Genomic DNA, 19,296 nt, shown 5'->3' on the forward strand with positions numbered 1-19,296 from the left:
TTGTAACGAAACAATCTTTATTGCAACGAATTCAAAGTGTATAAGATATTTTTATTTTCTCAACTGATACCTCCTCGTTAAGAAACCAATAATTCCTAAAGCTATGGTTCCTATTATTAGTGATACTATATAATCAGAACTATGAGCAAGTCCACCGAAATAGTCTGCTAATGGTATTTTATTGATATTAGCATATGTAATTATAAAAAACAATATCTCGAATAGTTTCTTTCCTTTAGTGAGTATGCCTAATGCAGAAGCTAGTAAAACAATAAAAGCAGATCCCATTATAATAAAGCCTACCGATGAAAAATCCTTTAGTATTATCGATCTAATTAATAGAGGAGATGCTAAAAATAGTATCATGGTTATCCCAGCAATTAATTGTGAGGTTAATAATCTGCCTAATGGTTTATGTGAACTAAATGCAAAATAATGAACATTATGATAGATTTCTTTAGAGGATATCTCTGAAAGTCTATGCACTTGTAAAAACCATAATACAGGTAGGATTAATGGATAAGCAATTTCAATAGGAATGATTGCTAATAAAACCATACCTATAAGGTTTATAATCCATAACCATCTTTTTCCTTTTCTAAAAAGTAATACTAACTCAGTTTTTACTAAAGAAAATATTCCGTAATCAATTTCTGATTTATGTAAGTTAGAAAGAACAATTTCTTTAACTTCCCTCTTATGAAATAATTTGGGAGTTGTACCGATAATCTTAAGTCTGTCTTTTGTGTTAAATCGATGAAAAAATGGAGATATAACGATAATTAATATCGTACTAAGTAACATCCAAGCTATTCTACTTAGTAAAAAGGATATAGGAAAAGACATTCCATTGAATTCGAATTTCTTTGGTTTCTCAACATTTCCCAAAACATAGCCTATTGATAAACTAGTCTGCTCATCTACTTGTAAAATATCTTTAACACTTTCTTCCATTTGATGTATTACTATTTTAGTTCCAAAAGGATCCAATACAAATTGATTTTCAGTTGGAGAAGTAGAAAATACCATTGCAGAAAATAAAAAGAAAAAACTTATATTTTGAATAACTGAATATTTTTTGAAAAGAACTTCGCAAACCACCGCCAATACGGCAATAAAAAACATAGCCGGAATCGGAATCAATACATATGGAATTATAAATTGGGATAGTTCGAAAGGAAATCCATCATTATATAGAAAGAAAAGAAGTATACTCATCACAAAAACAATGAATACTATAGTTGACAATACTAAAAAATTGCTAAATACCTTTGAGAATAAATATTTAAAGTTAGATGCAGGAGTCGCTGAAGTAATTTGTCCAATCTTAGTTACTTGATCAGTTTTAATTCCGCTATTAACTAGATAAAAACCAACCAGTGATAAAAACACACTGGTCATAATTGCGGTTACATAACCAAACCAGGCAGCATTGTAATATCCGACATAATCAGAAATTCTTATTGTTGAATATGAAGAATTAGGTTCTGGAACGAATGTATAGGCTACAGCTAAACTTATACATAGTGTGATTAAGAAGCTGTAACTTCTGGTTCGCTGCAGGTAATCGAATTTTATAATTGACATGAATGTTTTCATAATACAGATTTTTAGTAAGCATAATAGACTCCGATATGTGCCTTTTTAAAGAAAACCAGAACGGTGATTAGAAATATTATAGTTGCAAAAGATATTCCTGCAATTGTCTTTTTGTTTATTGACTTTTTCATTGTTTTAATTTCTTTTCGTTAAGAATAAATAAGCATCTTCTAGATTTGCTTGCTGGGGAATAGAATGTTCTACTGGAGTTTCTGAAATGTATCTAACATCCAACATTCCTTCTTTTCGAGAAGTACTTACTACAATTTGATTGTTTTTAAAACCTCCAAGTTGTTCTTTATTTATAATGATACTAAAAACCTTTTGATCAACATGTTTTATCAATTTTTCTTGATTGCCATAGGAGAGTAAAGAACCATTTTTCATCACAGCCACTTGATCCGCTATGGTATCGATATCGGATACAATATGAGATGACAAAATCACAATACAGTCCTGCGCTAAATCCGAAATAAGATTTCTAAAACGAACTCGTTCTTCTGGGTCAAGCCCAACTGTTGGTTCATCAAAAATTACAATTTTGGGATCATTAAGAAGTGCTTGTGCAATTCCCACACGTTGTTTCATCCCTCCAGAGTAACTACCAATAGGTTTTCTTGCTGCGTCTAGTAAATTAAGCCCATCAAGTAACTGCTCTATTTTTGATTTAAGATTGGATCCTCCAATACCTTTCATCGCTGCTATATATTCTAAAAACTCGAAAGCGTTAAGATTAGGATATACTCCAAAGTCTTGAGGAAGAAAACCTAGTTGTTTTCGCATATAATTAGCATCTTTTACAATGTTATTTTTATTCAAAATAATAACACCTTTTGTAGGCTTACTTACAGTTGCTATCATTTTCAAAAGCGTAGATTTTCCTGCTCCATTAGGACCTAATAACCCTAATATTCCTTTCTCTATTGTTATAGAAAAATCTTTTAATCCGTATTTATTTCTATTATATTTTTTTGATATGTTTTGAATTTCAAGTGTCATAATTATCGATTTTATTTACTTATTTTTTGCTAATTGTTGTTACAAAACCATTTTGGCTAAATGATAAACTATTAGTGTCCTCTTCAATTTGTGTTAAAACGACTCCGACTGTAGTGTCATAAAGTGATTTATCATCCTTTTGGATAAGTTCACTTTTAACACCTTGTGCTTCAGAAACCAAGTACATTTTATTATTCTCTAGAATTATTTCTAGTGTTAGATTAGCCTCTTTAAGTAAATAAGTTCCGGTATATTTTTTGAAATTCTTTAAATCAATAGTTTTAAAACTTTCTACGGGTTTATTGTTTATATATCCTAGTAGATCATTGTTAATAGATTTTTTTGATGGAATTGATTTTGTGTTCGTAAAGATTAGGTATAAATTTTTGGTCATTGGGTTATATTGGTTCCTAAATGCGTACCCAATATTATTTCCGCCATGTCCGTAATAATTAACACCTTCCTGATTAGATTTAAACAACCCGTAGCCATAATATTCGTTTCCAGACTCCATCATCATTTTTACCGTCTTTTTTTCAAGTAATTGTTCTGTTTCAAATAAGGATCGATAGAATATTTCCATATCTGTTAGAGTGGATGCGATGCTACCAGCTGCATAAGCAATGTTTGCAAAATAGCGATAGTCTAGATAATCAGTTACATCTTCTCCATTATGATAGGGTATTGCTAAATTTGGGATATTTTTATGTACATAAGGATATGTGTTTTTCATTTCTAAAGGAATAAGAATACGTTCTCGCAACAAATCAAAATAACTTTGATCTGTGATTTTTTCGATAATTTTTCCCAGAAGAAAATAGTTGGTATTGCAATAATCGAACTTACCAATCATTTTAGGATTTGATTTTTCTACTTGGTGTAATAAAGCAGTATTGTAAAGTGAATCGTTTTTAGCATAAAATATATCTTGAATGTTTTTTCCTATGACTTCATCTAAGCCACTTTCGTGTGTTAGTAAAGCTTCTATAGTCAAAAATCCATCTACATTGTGTATTGGCGTTAAATATGTACCAATACTGTCGGTTAGTTTTAGGTTTCCTTTTTCAACCTCCTGCAATATTAGTATTGCAGTAAACGTTTTTGTGGCACTACCAATATTAAAAACGCTGCGTTCTGTTAGATTAAAATTACCTAGACTCATTGTCTTTATTTCATTATCTTTTTTGATTAGAATAGCTACTCCTTTATTTTGTTCTTTTAATCCCGAATCATATTTTTTAGAAATAATATCTAAATCATTTGTTTGGCCATATCCCATATACTTTATAAGGAAGAATACTAATAGTACTGTTAATTTTTGTAAAGTTTTCATAAGTCTGTTTTTATAATTTGTTAGATCAAAACTCATTTAATTTAAGTTTAGAATAAAAAAAGAATGATAAGAGGAGGTAATAGAATGATATTAGTATAAGAATCATCTTAACACGAAAAAGAGGTCACACAGACCATAATAGGTGACTTATATCATTAAAAAGTGTTATTTAAAATATCAAAACCTATTTTTGACAAGAATTTTTAACCTGATAACATGTCAAAATTAGACACTTGGATTGATAACAAGCTTTTGCAAAATATAACGGTATGGTTATTTTTGATGCTTATTTTTATGATGGTCATTCAAGCAGAGAACAGGTTCATTGCATCTTTGGCTTTTATCGTATTTATTATGCCACCGGTTTATATAAGTAATTTAAAAATACTTCCCTTATTCTTAAACAGTCGTAAGTTGCTAGGAGGAATTTTGTTCTTTGTAAATATTTTATTTTTTACATTTTTGGGTGTATTCTTATTAAGTAATTTCTTTGGTAATTTTCAATGGAAAATGCTTTTAAATGTTTTTGGAGCTATTTTATTGGTCATACTTTTTGGAACTGCGTTAAAGCTTGCCAGAGATAGTTTTTTTCGTCGTCAGGAAGAAAGAGAAGCGGAGTTAAAACTTCTGAAAGCGCAATTGAATCCACACTTTTTGTTTAATACTTTGAATAATTTATATGGATTATCCGTAGTGAAATCCGAAAAATTACCGAATCTAATGTTGAAACTTTCTGATTTATTGCGATATAGTTTATATGAAACGAAAGAAATGTTTGTTCTTTTAGAAAAGGAAATCAAATATCTCGAAAACTATATTTCTCTAGAGAAAATACGTTTAGAAGATAAAGCAGATATTCAGTTTAATATAAGTGGTACTATATCCAGTACTGCTATAGCACCAATGTTACTGATTGTTTTTGTGGAAAACGCGTTTAAACATTTAGGAGTTCTAGAAGGTGTAAAAAGTAAAGTATTAGTTGACATAGAAGTAAGAGAGAGTTTACTTATTTTTCAGTGTGTTAACACCACTGATTCTTTGGATTTAAAGGATAATGGTCTCGAAAAAGGAAAAAGTGGTATTGGTTTACAAAATGCTAGAAAACGTTTAGATTTGATGTATCCTGATAAACATGAATTACAGATAGAACAACAAGAAGATTCCTATCAAGTAGAATTAACTCTTAATTTTTAACCTGTGAAAGTATTACAATGTTTGATAGCGGATGATGAGCCAATAGCTCGCCAAATCATTGAGAATTATATTAAAGAAATACCTTATTTAGAAGTAGTTTCTGCTTGTAAAAATGCTTTTGAAGTGATGACGTTTTTACAAGAAAACAATGTGGATTTATTATTTCTAGATATCAATATGCCTAAATTGTCTGGTATCAGTTTATTAAAGACAATGCAGCAAAAACCTCAAGTTATTATTACTACTGCATATCCAGAATATGCAGTAGAAGGGTTTGAATTGTCTGTAGCAGATTATTTACTCAAACCTTTTTCTTTAGAACGATTTATACAGGCTGTTATTAAGGTACAACAAAGACTAAATAATAATACCAATAATGTGATTGTTGAGAAAGAAGATACTATTAAATCGATATATGTAAAGAGTGATAAAAAAATTATTAAGCTAGATTTAGATTCTATTAATTATGTAGAAGCGTATGGAAATTACATTAAAATTTATACGGATCAAATGATTCTAACACCCACAACATTATCAGATTTTGCAGAAAAATTATCAAATGATTTTATCAGAATACATAAGTCATTTATTGTAAACTTTAATAAATTGAAATTAATCGATGGTAATCAGATGGTATTAAAAAATGATAGTAAATTACCAATAAGTAAGTCTTACAGAAAATTGGTTTTGAATAAAATAGACAATGTTTAAGGAGTTATATTATAATTTGTATGATTATTTATTTGAATAATTGAGTAACATTGGTTTTATACATTGTTCCGATTGGTATGGTATGAGTCGGAATATAGATGTTAATTGATTATTGTATTCAATGATTAACAAGGAAGCCTTTCATTTTAGAAAGGCTTCCTTGTTTTGATAATTTCTTATATAGAAAAATATTTAATTTAATCTAGTTTATATCAAGTATAACTTCAATTTGATCTTAATAATTAAGTTGTTTGTTTTAAAACGTCACATACAAAACAATTATTTTTGAATACTTATTTTGTTAAAATATGATTGTTTATTGTCAAGGATTTTGACAATATAAACACCGGTATTCAATTGTTGTAAATCTAAAGCTACTGATTTCCCATTAATGTTTTCTGAATGTATTCGTAAACCAGCTAAATTGTATACTTCCACTCGAGCCGAACCTAAACCTGAAACAGTTATGTTTAGTAAGTTATTGTTTTTTAAAGGATTAGGATATATTGAAGGAGCTTCTTTTGTTATATCTTCAGGAAATTTATTATTTGTTTTGAAACGATCTCTACTAGCAAGCCATTCCATATCCCAATGTACACCTCTCAATAAACATCCTTCAACACCCATATCAACTCTACCGGGACACAATGGTTCATCATCCGAGTCATTTATCGGCCCATTACCACATTGAACATCATTATATATATTGTCTTCATTATTTCTTGATCTAAATGATGGGTGCTTTTCTAATTCATCACAAATATCAACTACGCTGTATTGAGTTCCATTAACAATTACTTTTTTACTCCCTAAATTGTGATCAAAATTTGTACTACACCAACAAAATCCATTTGCTTCATAACTATCATGCCAAGAAACTCCTCCAGGATTTAAAGGAATATCTCCACAATCCTGAATTAGAATGAGGTGGGCCACATTGTATTCGCAATCTCCACCTGCATATCTAGCAGCTACTTGATATTCTGCGTTACTTAACCCAGTAAAACTATAAGAGCCAACATTATCATTAACCGTAATAGGGTAGGAGTTTCCTCCATCAATGCTCAATTGAATTTGTGTATACACATCCGAATCTTCAAATCTTACAGTAATTTGACCACTATTATTGCTACAATCGGGATTAACCTGTGTAATCGAAAGCCCGCCAAAGAAATCAGAACAATCCTCACCAATAACCGTGCAAGCCAATGCTGAAACATTCGACCCTGTAACTTGCATATAATCAATATTTCCAAGTCCTGAGCTATTAGTAGCTTCAAGACGCAAGTCTTTTACTCCATCAGAAAGATTCACTGTTACTGATTCAGTATCCCAGGTAGTCCAACTTCCTGTAGTATTAAAAGCAATGTTACTCGCTACAGTGGATCCATCCACAATTAGATTTGCTGATCTGTTACTGCTACTAGCATATCTCCAAGTAATGGTATATGATCCAGCTGATCCATTTAGCTTCCAATCTATGCCGTTACCAGATACATTAGCCGTATTAATAAAACCTGTTCCCGTATGTCCTGCATGATTGTTATCAATAGTTCCTTCAAAAGAACAGAGTCCTGTTTCATCTTCTTGGATAGTGATTGTATTATTTGTAGCTGCATAATAAGTAGGCACATTTTGTTTAGAAATACTTGGTCCTTCATATGCTACAGACAATACATTGCCGCCAGTTTTTTCAAAAAATTGAACCGCTATCTGGTGATATCCGACTTCTAAACAAACTGCTCCAGATTCTTCACGTGCACCATGTAATCCATCATTGTCTACTACTTTAATTCCATCAATCCAAAGGGAAGATCCATCATCAGAAGTTGTGTAAAACGTATAACTACCATTACTTGGGATATTTATATAACCATCAAAGGTTAATCCGAAATTATCTTGACTTCTGGTGTTACTAAGATCAATTGCAGAAGCAGTCCCAGTTGATATTGGTGACAGTGAGTTAAAATTAGGAAGTGAATTCCAACTACCTTCATAATACATATAACTAATACCAGAAGATAGGTTAGTAGGAGGCGTAACATCTGTCAATGGTGAATTGCAAAGGTTTGTTGTAGTATCTTTGGAAAACTGAAACCAATCAATATCTAATAAATAACCATTTCCACCAGTAAATACAAAATAGATATCTTGCTCATCACTTACTTCAGATATACTTGCTGTAAGGGTTTTCCATGAGGTAAAAGAACCTGTATTGGTAACTTCTACTGTCCCCAATAGCGTTCCTGAAATACTTCCTTGCCTTATTTCAATAACTCCTCCAGAAGTACCACTTGAAGCAGATATTTCTATGGAATTTGCTCCAGATCCAAAATCAACATTTTCATAATGTACCCAATCGCCATTATTTACCCATCCTACAAAAGAATTAGTAGCTCCTGTTTGTATGCCAGATTGCTCACAAAAATCTTCAGCTTCTATTTGTGAAAAAGCATCGTGACTTTCACAAACATCCACAATATCTTCACTGGGATTAACAATATCATATCCGTTAGGACCATTATACCAAGAAACATTATCATAATATACGGTTCTTGTTTCATTAGTTTCATATTCAGAATCTTGAAAATTATACTGACCCATTTTTAGAACTGTTAATGAGCCTGCACTTTCAGATCCGAAATCTTGATCTGCATTTCCTATTTTTGTATCGTTACTGTCAAAATTTCCAAATCCAAAATTTATATTCGTTTTCTTGTACTCGCTTACTCCATTAACCCAAATCTCAAATTCACCTTTATTTTGATTGGATAAAATAAAATGAATAATAATTGGAACTTCTGTTTTATATGGAAAGTTGGCGTATACTACTTCTTCAACATTACTACTACTTCCGCCATTAGATCTATGAATAATTGTTAAATCTCCATTTTCAACCTGTAGCATTGATTCCCAAGACCAGAAACCTGGAATAAATCCAAAAATCTGAGCAATACCTGCTTTTTTGTTTTTTGGATAATCAGAGCCTAACTCTAAATTCATGCCATACCAACCTTCTTTATAGGTTGTCCATTGATCTCCGCAAGCTTCTGCTCCTTTGTCCATTCTCGTTCCATTGTAGCCTTCTGATGTCCACCAGGTTTTTAGACGTTCATTAACTACTTTGGAATAATTAGGATTTTGAGTTGTGCATACATTAAATGGACCGAGATTACCATCATCAAAATCGTGAGATACAAGAATTTGTGCCTTAGAAGTATTGCTAAGTAATAGGAATATTCCAAGGATGATGGAGAATTTAAAGTTAGAAGTTTTCATTTTGATGGTATGGTTTGTGTTTTGTTTTTGTTAGTTTTTTTCATTATCTATTACTATCATTTTTAACATAATTTATACAGCATTTTCCTGTTTTATGAAAATAATAGAATTATATTTCAAATATCAAATTGGTTAACCAATTTAATATATAAAAATAGCATATGATTTTAAGGAATACTTAAACCTTTAGAATACGTAGAGAATAATATAGAATTCGTCCATTTCTTGTGCTAAAATCCAGAATAAGAATAAAATTTATTACTTTTTAAATTAAATTAATTACTAATTGTTGCAGAATACTAGTATTTTTAAATCCTAATTATTCAAATTCTATGTAAAAATTTGAATATCCATTTATCATTTAATCATACTATTACATATGAAAACTAACATCATCAATCTACTTCTTATTGTACCGGCTCTTTTTATAGGCTGTAATAGTGCTACAGAAGAAAAGCCCGAATTAAGTGAGCATCAATCATTAGATACTCCAGTTGCTAAGAAAATAGCAGAAAAATTAATAGCGCATGGAGATACTCGTATTGATAATTATTTCTGGATGCGCTTAAGCGACGAACAGAAAAATGCAGACACTCCAGATGTCCAGACACAAGACGTTTTGGATTATTTAAATGCAGAAAATGATTATAAGGATGCTGCTATGAAGCATACGGATAGTCTACAAAAAACATTATTCGATGAAATCGTTGGACGAATTAAAAAGGATGATTCATCAGTACCATATAACGATAATGGATATTCCTACTACACTAGATTTGAAAAAGGAATGGACTATGCGCTGTATTGTCGTAAAAAAATAGAGGATAATACTAAGGAAGAAATTATGCTAAACGCCCCTAAAATGGCAGAAGGATTGGCTTATTTTGCTCTAGGAGGAATGTCAATTAGCTCTAATAATAAAATGCTTTCTTATGGTGTTGATACGGTTTCTAGAAGGAGGTATACTATTTATTTTAAAGACTTGGTAACTAACGAAACACTTTCTGATAAATTAGTAAATACCACGGGTAGTGTAGCTTGGGCTAATGATAATAAAACAGTTTTTTATACTTCTAAAGATTCGGTTACGTTAAGAGCAAACAAAATTTACAAGCATATATTAGGAACTGATCAGTCTCAAGATGAATTAATCTTTAATGAAGAAGATGATACATTTAGTACGTTTGTTTACAAATCTAGATCTGATAAATACATTATTAGTGGTAGCTATCAAACGTTATCTACAGAATATAGATATTTAGACGCCGATACTCCTAATGGTACTTGGAAAGTAATCCAGCCTAGAGAACGAGATCTAGAATACGATGTAGCTCATTTTGGTGATCATTTTTATATTAATACGAATCTAAATGCGAAAAATTTTAAATTAGTAAAAACACCTGTAACAGCAACAACCAAAGAAAATTGGGTAGATGTTATACCGCACAGAGAGGATGTTTTACTACAAGGTTTTACTGCTTTTAAAAATCATTTAGTGTTAAGTGAGCGAAAAAATGGCTTAAGCACATTAAGAGTCCGCAAATGGGATGGTAAAGAGGATCATTACATATCTTTTAACGATCCTGCATATTTTTCTAGAACTAGTATTAATATGGATTTTGATACAAATGTTTTGCGTTATAATTACACATCTTTAACAACTCCAAATAGTGTTATTGATTATAACATGGATACCAAAGAGCAAACTGTTTTAAAAGAACAAGAAGTATTAGATTCTAACTTTTCTAAAGATAATTATGTGTCAGAACGTTTATATGCTACAGCTGTCGATGGTGTAAAAATTCCGATATCACTTGTTTACAAGAAAGGGGTAAAAAGAAATGCTAGTACGCCACTTTTATTATATTCATATGGTTCTTATGGGAGTAGCACAGAACCAAGATTTAGTTCTACTAGATTAAGTTTGTTAGACCGAGGCTTTGTTTTTGCGATGGCGCATATTAGAGGAGGTCAGGAAATGGGTAGATATTGGTATGAAGATGGAAAACTTCTTAAAAAGAAAAATACGTTTACTGATTTTATAGATGTTGGAGATTATCTAGTAAAAGAAGGATATACAAGTTCTGATCACATGTATGCCTTAGGTGGTAGTGCAGGAGGTCTGCTTATGGGAGCAATTTTAAATATGAAACCAGAGCTTTGGAATGGAGTAGTCGCTGCAGTGCCATTTGTTGATGTAGTATCTACAATGATGGATGAAACAATACCTTTAACAACATTTGAATTTGATGAATGGGGAAATCCAAAGAATAAAGAGTATTATGATTATATGAAATCATATTCTCCTTATGATAATGTAGAAGCAAAGGATTATCCTAACATACTGATAACTACAGGGTATTGGGACAGTCAGGTGCAGTATTGGGAACCAGCAAAATGGATAGCCAAACTTAGAGAGCTGAAAACAGATGATAATCTATTAATTATGGATTGTGATATGGAAACCGGACATGGAGGTGCTTCTGGACGTTTCGAAAGATATAAAAGCGTAGCATTAGAGTATGCTTTTATGCTAGATCTCGAAGGGATAGAGAAATAGAGCTCTATTAAAATATTGATCAAAAGCCAGTAAGTATCTCAATGCTTACTGGCTTTTTTTTATAAATTTGAAAAAAGTGTTAGAACTAATGAATAATAACTTTAGGAAAGTAAAAATTACTATAACAATATCGGTTCTTATGTTTTCTTTTAGTTATGGTCAAGTAGTTACTAAAAATCCCAAAGGAAGCTTGTCTAAAAGGTGGCGAATTAAAGGTGATAGTATTAAACGTTTTAAAATTGAGCCTTATAAACCAGTTTATTTTCTAATAGCTAATTATACTACAGATATTAATAATTTCCCAACTAGTGACAATCCTCTTAATTCGGTAGAAGAGTCATCAGATTTTTCTGATACTGAATTAAAATTTCAATTAAGTTTCAAAACCAGAGCAGTTAGGAATTTATTTGGAAAAAAGATAGGAGGTGATCTTTGGATAGGGTATACACAATCTTCACGATGGCAATTGTATAGCACTAATATTTCCAGACCATTTAGAGAAACTAATTACGAACCTGAAGTAATGTTAGTTTTCTCTACTCCTTATAAAATTTTAGGATTAAAAGGAGTATTAACTGGTATTGGAATAAATCATCAAAGTAATGGAAGATCCAATCCATTATCAAGAAGCTGGAATCGAATTATCTTGCAGTTCGGGTGGGAGAATCCTTCTTGGAGTTTTATGTTAAGACCGTGGTGGCGATTACCGGAAGATACGATAGAAAATAATAATCCAGGAATAGAAAATTATGTAGGTAGAACAGAATTTCTAGCGGCTTTTTCTAAAGGAAAGCATGATATAAGTATATTGGGAAAACACTCATTACGAGGTGGAAACAACAATAGAGGTAGTATACGACTAGATTATGCAATCGAAATTTTAGGACAATTGAAGATTCACGCACAAATTTTTCACGGATATGGAGAAAGTTTAATAGATTATAATCATAGCCAAACGACTTTTGGAATAGGCTTATCTCTACTCCAATGGAGATAATCATGATTTCATTCTTTATCTAAAAAAAGATATAAGGTTTTTTTAATTTGAAGTAAATAATGAAAGGCTGCCGATTAATGTATCGACAGCCTTTTCTATTAACTAATAAATATTTTTAGTTATTTCTTAACAAGGAATCGTTTTGTAATTGCTAATCCATCAGAATTAGTAAATCTCACAAAATACAATCCATCAGCAAATTGAGAAATATCAACTCCGAAAGAAGATTCTTTTGGAGTTATTTTCTTAACAATAGCACCATTTGAAGAAATCATAATAATCTCATCAAATTTCCCTTCATTTAGCTCAATATTTAATGTTGAAGTAGCAGGGATAGGATATAATTGAATACTTTTTTCTGCTATTCTTGTGAATGATATTATTTCTGCAGTTTCATCAGTATCTCCTGGATTAACAGGATTAGTAGTGCTTCTTGCATTATCACCACTAATTATTATTTGATCAAAATAAATTTGATCGTTATTTACACTAGCATCACAGCGTATACGAAATCTATTACTTGAATTAAAGTCATAAGTTCCAGCATCTAGTGCGATAGTATCAGTAAAGAAAGAACCATTATTAAAATCTGTTCCTGTTACATATTGACCAATAACTTCATAAGAAGATCCATTAAAGAATTCAACAAAGTAATCTTCTCCATTTTCCATTCCATTAGCAAAGGTGTGAAATTCGATAGATACTTGTGTGTTTCCTGTTAAATCAAGTATTGGTGATATAGCATTAGATGAAGCACTATTGTCTCTCAGTCTAATTGAGAAATCACCCTCGAATGCACGTACATTGTTATTGATACGAGCACAATCACTTCCTCCGTCAGTCCAGCCTTCAAATCCTGTTTCAAAATAATATGCAGCAATCTCTCCTGATGTGCCGCCACCTCCATTGGCGCCTAAATTAATAGTGTAATCTTCTACTTCGCCATAAGTAAAAGTCTCACAAGATGCAGGAACAGCGTTATACTTCATAGAAACTCGCATTCTTACTGAAGTTTCAGAAGTACCGTTTGGAACTGTAAATGATCCACTATTAGGAGTGTCTGTAGAGGGTGATTTTGACCAAACAAGCTCTCCTGCATCATCAAAATCTCCATTATTATTATAATCAATCCAAACAGCATAACCTTCTGCATACACAGTACCAGTCCAAGTAGGAGTTACAGTAACTGTATATGTTTGACCTTCATTTAAATCAGTAGAAATGCCGGTAAAATCAGAGTAAAACTGAGCTCCAGAGTTGTTATTAATCGTGTTCAATTGAACATTGCTAATAAATTCGTCGTTTACATTGGTACTAGCAGAATCACAATAAACAGTAGTACTACCGTCTATAGTAGTAAATGTAGTGGTTGCGTTTCCTGAAACGTTACCAGCAGCGTCTTCTGCGCTTACTGAAGCGGTGTATGAAGTCAATGGAGAAAGACCTGTGACATTAAAGTCTGTTGTTGCAGAGGTTCCTACAACACTACCATCAATAGAAATAGTATATTGAGCTACGCCTACATTATCGGTAGAGGCAGTCCAGTTAAGAATGGCAGTACCAGCCGTAATATTACTAGCTGTTAAATTTGTTGGATCCGTAGGAACTTCTGTATCAGGAACTCCAGCTTCGATTTGGAATTTACCAACAACACCACGTCTACTACCATTAACATATTCATTAATAAACCAAAATGAAGAATCATCTGATGGATCCACATCAATTTTGCTGTAATCCCCATAACGTGTGCCAGGAATATTACCTGTTCCATTAGCTATAAGTTCTTCTGCACTGGTCATTGTTCCTAATGGATCAGAACTTAATCTACCTGTAAAATAAGAACTCACCCTTACAGTTGATGGAGTAGAAGGTCCTGACATAGAAGTATATCCCATTCCTATATTCCCTTGTCCATCCATCGCCAAACTTGCATGCCATGCGTGTCTACCATCTGGAGCTGTATAAGTCCCTTCTTGATACAAAGACCAAGGTTGATTATCTCCACTCTGACGAAATTCATACCATCGTACAGCTGCTAATTTTCCTGACCCTGCATCCACATCTACTACAAAATTAAATACTGCAGAATTATGTGTTGCAAATTTTCTAAATTGTGCTTGATTCATAATAGTAGCTTGTAATGCATCAATAGAAGTACCTCCTCCTGGTTGTGATAGATTAACAAAACTTCCTCCATCAAAAACACTGATAAAAGGTGTAGTGACAATTTCTTGTGGGGCAGAAACGGTAGAACTACCAGGATTATTCCAATTTACATCTGCAGTCCATACTTTAATATGATCTACAGAAACTCCACTCCATGCATTATCTTGTAAATATACAATGGTAGCACCTCCAGGAGCTGGTAAATTACCATTGGTAACATTTAAAGCTTGTGGACTAAAAAAACCACTAGTCACTATTCCGGGAAGATTAAAACCAAGAATTTGTGCATTTGGATCTCCAGCTAACATAGCGTCTCTTTCTAGTGCCCATAATTTATTAGTACCACCAGTGTTTTCTGTGATATAGTATCCATCACTCCAGATTGATAGTTTTTGATAATCCTGAATTCCAGATATATTGTAAACGTACCATCCAGATGTTATAGGATTTGGTCCATCGGAAACTGCAACCTGAGCACCTGACCCTAAAAACGAAAGCACCCATCTATCTGCTGCATTGTCATAAGATGCAGTAAGATCACAACAACCACCTGAAGGAAAAATTGCTGGGTTAGGAGATGTTTGACCAACTAATTGATTACCTGATTTATCATAAATCATAAACCCTGTATTGTAAACAACAACTACATGATTAGGACCTACAGCCACAGAAGGATCTGTAGGTTGAGAATTTGATGAATAGGTATCAAAAACTAAACTAGCAGGAGCTCTTTGAACACTTTGCTCCATTGCGTTTTTATTTCTGAAAAAATAATCATTTTCAGTTTGTGGGTCTTTACCCGAAATAATTTGATTGCCTAAAGATCTTTTATCCTTTGCTTCTTTAACTGAATTATCAGGAGCAATAAGGTCATCAGGTCTTGATGCTAAAGAAGAAACATATTCTACAGAGGATACTTTTCCATGATAGAATGCTTTTGTTCCAGTTTGTTGTGCTTGAGTCATAAAAGAGACCACAAGAAAGGCTGTTAATAATGTGAGTTTTAATTTCATTTGTGTTAATTTAAATGGTTAATTGATTTAAATTTAACTTAAATTCTATCAGTATTTTAAATTTTTTTTAAGTTTTTTCTGAATGAAAGGGAAGACCATATTAAGGTTGGGCATTAACCATTTATTGAGCTAGTTGGATAGTGATTTTCTCAATATTTACAAATATTATAGTTTAAATCACCTTATTAATGCTGTTTGTTTTTTTTGTATCAGAACGAGTTTAGAAAATAATTTTGTAGCCTTTTTAAGAATTATTTTATCTAATAAATAGTTACTATTTAGGTTAATAAAAAGTATTTTATATAGAAGAAGAATAAAACTATGGATCTTGATTGTTTATTTAATGTACTTGTCAATGTCTTTTGGATAAAAAAAGTAAGAAAACAATACAAGTAGCGAATAGAAGTGAAATAAAAATTTTGGTCTTAAATATTTATTTTAAAAAATAACAAACTCTATTTTTTATAAAAAATGATAACAGAAGGGGACTGGATTTAAATAAACCTATTTTTAGGATTAATATCTTTTCAGAAAGAGTTACTCATAAAGATTCATTTCTAAAGCCTACAAAATCTAGGTATATACTTACGCTATTATCACAGACACTTAAAAAGGTATTTAATTACGGTTAAAGTATTTAATTTATGTGTTTTGAAAACAAATACTTTAACCGTAATTAAAAATTCTCTAATAAGCCATCTCTACGATTTCTGCAGCTATGTCTGGAGTAATGTCTTGATGTTCCCCTAGGGCAGTCATTCCATGATCAGTAAGGTTTTTTGCTACTTTCTTTGAAAATCCATCATAGTCATCAGTATAATCTCTTAATCTGGTATCAATACCCAGGGATTGATAAAATTCTTCAGTTCTCTTAATAGCTTCTCTGGCTTTATCCTCGATAGTTCCTTCTGTAACATTAAAGATGCGCTCTGCATATTGAGCCAGTTTCTCTTTTTTCTGTTCAAATTTCTTTGCGTAAGCACTAGGTAAAATTACTGCCAGCGTCCGTGCATGATCAATTCCGTAAAAAGCAGTTAATTCATGTGCAATCATATGCACACTCCAATCGGTTGGAACTCCTTTTTGAATATAACCATTTAGCGCCATGGTACAACACCACATAAAATTGGATGCGGCTTTGTAATCACTTGGATTTTTAATTACCGTAGGAGCAATTTCTATTAAGGTTTGTAAAATACCTTCAGAGAAACGATCCTGCAGCATAGCATCAGCTGGATATGTCATGTATTGTTCTAATACGTGAGTATAAGCATCGGCAATACCATTAGCCAACTGTCTTTTTGGAATACTGTGAACAACTGTTGGATCGCAAATTGAAAATTCTGGAAATAATCCAGGTCCACCCATGACCATTTTTTCATTTGTTTCTGATCTACTTACTACAGCACCACTATTCATTTCACTTCCAGTAGCGGGTAAGGTTAGGACAGTACCAAAAGGCAATCCTTTTAATGTTTTAATTCTTTTTTCTAAAATATCCCACGGACTATCTCCTTCATAAAGTGCTGCCGAAGATAAAAATTTAGTTCCATCAATAACGGATCCTCCTCCAACAGCCAGCATATAACCGATATCTTCTTTCTTTATTACCTCTAATGCCTTTAATAATGTAGTATATTCAGGATTCGCTTCAATTCCAGAAAATTCTATAACGTTATGATCTTTAAGAGCAGATATTACCTGATTATAAACACCATTTTTCTTGATACTTCCTCCACCGTAAAGCAATAAAACCTTTTTATCCTTTGGTACTTCTGTGGATAGTTTCTCAATTTGTCCGTTACCAAAAATCATTTTTGTAGGGACAAATAATTCAAAATTTTTCATGATTTTATATTATTATTTAAGTCAACTAGACTTTGATTTGAAATTAATAATACAAAGTTCAAAATAAAAATGCATTAAATAGTTGATCTATGGTAAGAAATAACAAAATCTTACGACTTTAAGTAAGTATAACATTGTAATTTTGCGATGTTCACTATGATTATAATAAGATTATTTTTTTAGATTTACCCCAATGATAGCGCCTGGATTACCTATAAACGAAAAACATCGACAAATAGCTGTGGAGAAGTATATATTATTAGATACTCTGCCAGAAGAAAGTTATGATAATATTACATCCATTATGTCATACATCTGTGATGTACCAATATCACTTATTACATTACTGGATAAAGATCGGAATTTCTTAAAATCACATCACGGAATTCCTTTTAATGAATCCCCTAGAGATATTTCATTTTGCGGTCATGCAATTAATTCTGATAATCCAATTACTATAATAAAGGACTCAAGAGAGGATGAACGTTTTAAAGGAAACCCTTTAGTTGATGAACATCAAGCTATTTTTTATGCTGGTGCACCATTAATTGATTCGGATGGCTTTAAGTTAGGGACTTTATGCGTGTATGATACAAAACCCAGGGAGTTAACTTCTGAACAAAAAAATGCATTACTAGCTATGTCTAAACAAGTAGTGAATTTGTTTGAACAACGATATCAAAACTTAAAACTTACACAACTTAGTGATAAGCTGGAAAAAAGAAACGAAGACCTTAAAAAATTTGCTAGTGTTGTTTCACATGATCTCAAATCCCCTTTAGCTAATATTATTTCACTTACAGAGCTGTTAGAAGATGATAATAAGGGTAAACTTAATGAAGAATCTTTACAATATTTAGAATATTTGAAGACTTCTTCATATTCTCTAAGAGATTATATTGATGGGATTCTAAGGTTTTATAAAAGTGATGACATTATAAAAAACAGGAAAACAGAGATACAAATTAGCCATTTGTTAGAAGAGTTAAAGAGAATAACTGATTCCGAGCATAAAGTGAGATTTAATATTTCTTCGGATGTTGAAGAAATATTCGCAAATGAAACTGCCTTAATGCGAATTCTAATAAATCTGATTACCAATGCGATTAAGTATAACTCAAAAACTGAGATCATAATTGATATAATTATAACAGAAGAAGAGAATTTTTACAATTTTGTGGTTAATGATAATGGCGATGGAATTCCTAAAGATTTTCTAGATAAAATATTTGATCTTTTTACTGTCGTTGGAGTAGAGGACAGGGACGGTAATGTTGGTACAGGTATTGGATTAGCAACTGTAAAGAAAATAATTAAAAATTTAGGAGGTGCTATTTCTGTTACTTCTACAGAAGGAGTTGGTAGTACGTTTACTTTTTCTATCGCTAAAATTTAGAAGATTTCGAATTGTAAATTTTACTAAGATTAGTGGTAGTTTTTTTATACTACTAAATGCCTCGTTATTCGTTTTGAAAATGAAAAATATCAATTTCTATAACAAAGAAATTACTGGATATAAAATATATTCTACAGAAAAAGAATAGTATTTCGCTGAAAACTTCTTTTAACGATTAAACTTCTCAACATTTTTATAGTC

11 protein-coding genes are annotated in these 19,296 nt (G+C 31.7%); 5 read left to right on the plus strand and 6 right to left on the minus strand.

From position 1 onward, the window contains the following. Positions 1 to 51: 51 nt before the first annotated feature. The 3 genes from Q0921_RS02325 to Q0921_RS02335 all read right to left on the minus strand — a co-directional run bounded on the left by Q0921_RS02325 (position 52) and on the right by Q0921_RS02335 (position 3,931). A complete protein-coding gene (locus tag Q0921_RS02325; RefSeq protein WP_299252697.1) occupies positions 52 to 1,599 on the minus strand; it encodes a hypothetical protein in 1,548 nt (515 codons plus the stop codon). A gap of 135 nt (positions 1,600 to 1,734) precedes the next feature. Then, positions 1,735 to 2,598, minus strand: a complete 864-nt coding sequence (locus Q0921_RS02330; RefSeq protein WP_299252700.1) for an ABC transporter ATP-binding protein — start codon at positions 2,596 to 2,598, stop codon at positions 1,735 to 1,737. A gap of 19 nt (positions 2,599 to 2,617) precedes the next feature. Next, complete coding sequence (locus Q0921_RS02335) at positions 2,618 to 3,931, minus strand: serine hydrolase (protein ID WP_299252703.1); 1,314 nt, start codon at positions 3,929 to 3,931, stop codon at positions 2,618 to 2,620. A gap of 216 nt (positions 3,932 to 4,147) precedes the next feature. Between Q0921_RS02335 and Q0921_RS02340 the strand changes: the two genes are divergently transcribed. Both Q0921_RS02340 and Q0921_RS02345 read left to right on the plus strand, forming a co-directional pair. Further along, the gene (locus Q0921_RS02340; protein ID WP_299252705.1) at positions 4,148 to 5,125 is read left to right on the plus strand and encodes a sensor histidine kinase; all 978 of its coding nucleotides are present in this window, start codon (positions 4,148 to 4,150) and stop codon (positions 5,123 to 5,125) included. 3 nt (positions 5,126 to 5,128) lie between these two features. Then, the gene (locus Q0921_RS02345; RefSeq protein WP_299252707.1) at positions 5,129 to 5,836 is read left to right on the plus strand and encodes a LytTR family DNA-binding domain-containing protein; all 708 of its coding nucleotides are present in this window, start codon (positions 5,129 to 5,131) and stop codon (positions 5,834 to 5,836) included. A 279-nt stretch (positions 5,837 to 6,115) separates the two neighbouring features. Here the strand turns inward: Q0921_RS02345 and Q0921_RS02350 are convergent, their stop codons facing one another. After that, positions 6,116 to 9,115, minus strand: coding sequence for a carbohydrate-binding protein (locus tag Q0921_RS02350; RefSeq protein WP_299252709.1), 3,000 nt, complete (start codon positions 9,113 to 9,115; stop codon positions 6,116 to 6,118). 379 nt (positions 9,116 to 9,494) lie between these two features. Here Q0921_RS02350 and Q0921_RS02355 point away from each other — a divergent pair, with 379 nt between their 5' ends. Together Q0921_RS02355 and Q0921_RS02360 are read left to right on the plus strand one after the other, a co-directional pair. Beyond that, positions 9,495 to 11,675, plus strand: coding sequence for a S9 family peptidase (locus Q0921_RS02355; RefSeq protein ID WP_299252712.1), 2,181 nt, complete (start codon positions 9,495 to 9,497; stop codon positions 11,673 to 11,675). An 88-nt stretch (positions 11,676 to 11,763) separates the two neighbouring features. Beyond that, complete coding sequence (locus Q0921_RS02360; protein WP_299252715.1) at positions 11,764 to 12,672, plus strand: phospholipase A; 909 nt, start codon at positions 11,764 to 11,766, stop codon at positions 12,670 to 12,672. Between the two features lie 119 nt (positions 12,673 to 12,791). Here Q0921_RS02360 and Q0921_RS02365 read toward each other — a convergent pair whose 3' ends face one another. Then, on the minus strand, positions 12,792 to 15,851 hold the full coding sequence (locus Q0921_RS02365) for a GEVED domain-containing protein (RefSeq protein WP_299252717.1): 3,060 nt from the start codon (positions 15,849 to 15,851) through the stop codon (positions 12,792 to 12,794). Between the two features lie 687 nt (positions 15,852 to 16,538). Beyond that, entirely contained in the window at positions 16,539 to 17,699 is a 1,161-nt protein-coding gene (locus tag Q0921_RS02370) for an iron-containing alcohol dehydrogenase (protein WP_299252719.1), read from the minus strand. A gap of 193 nt (positions 17,700 to 17,892) precedes the next feature. Between Q0921_RS02370 and Q0921_RS02375 the strand changes: the two genes are divergently transcribed. Further along, positions 17,893 to 19,095 (plus strand): GAF domain-containing sensor histidine kinase, encoded by a 1,203-nt coding sequence (locus Q0921_RS02375; protein ID WP_299252721.1) that lies wholly within the window; start codon positions 17,893 to 17,895, stop codon positions 19,093 to 19,095. The last annotated feature ends 201 nt before the right edge of the window (positions 19,096 to 19,296 follow it).

The organism is uncultured Aquimarina sp. (genome assembly GCF_947496855.1).
Lineage (GTDB): Bacteria > Bacteroidota > Bacteroidia > Flavobacteriales > Flavobacteriaceae > Aquimarina.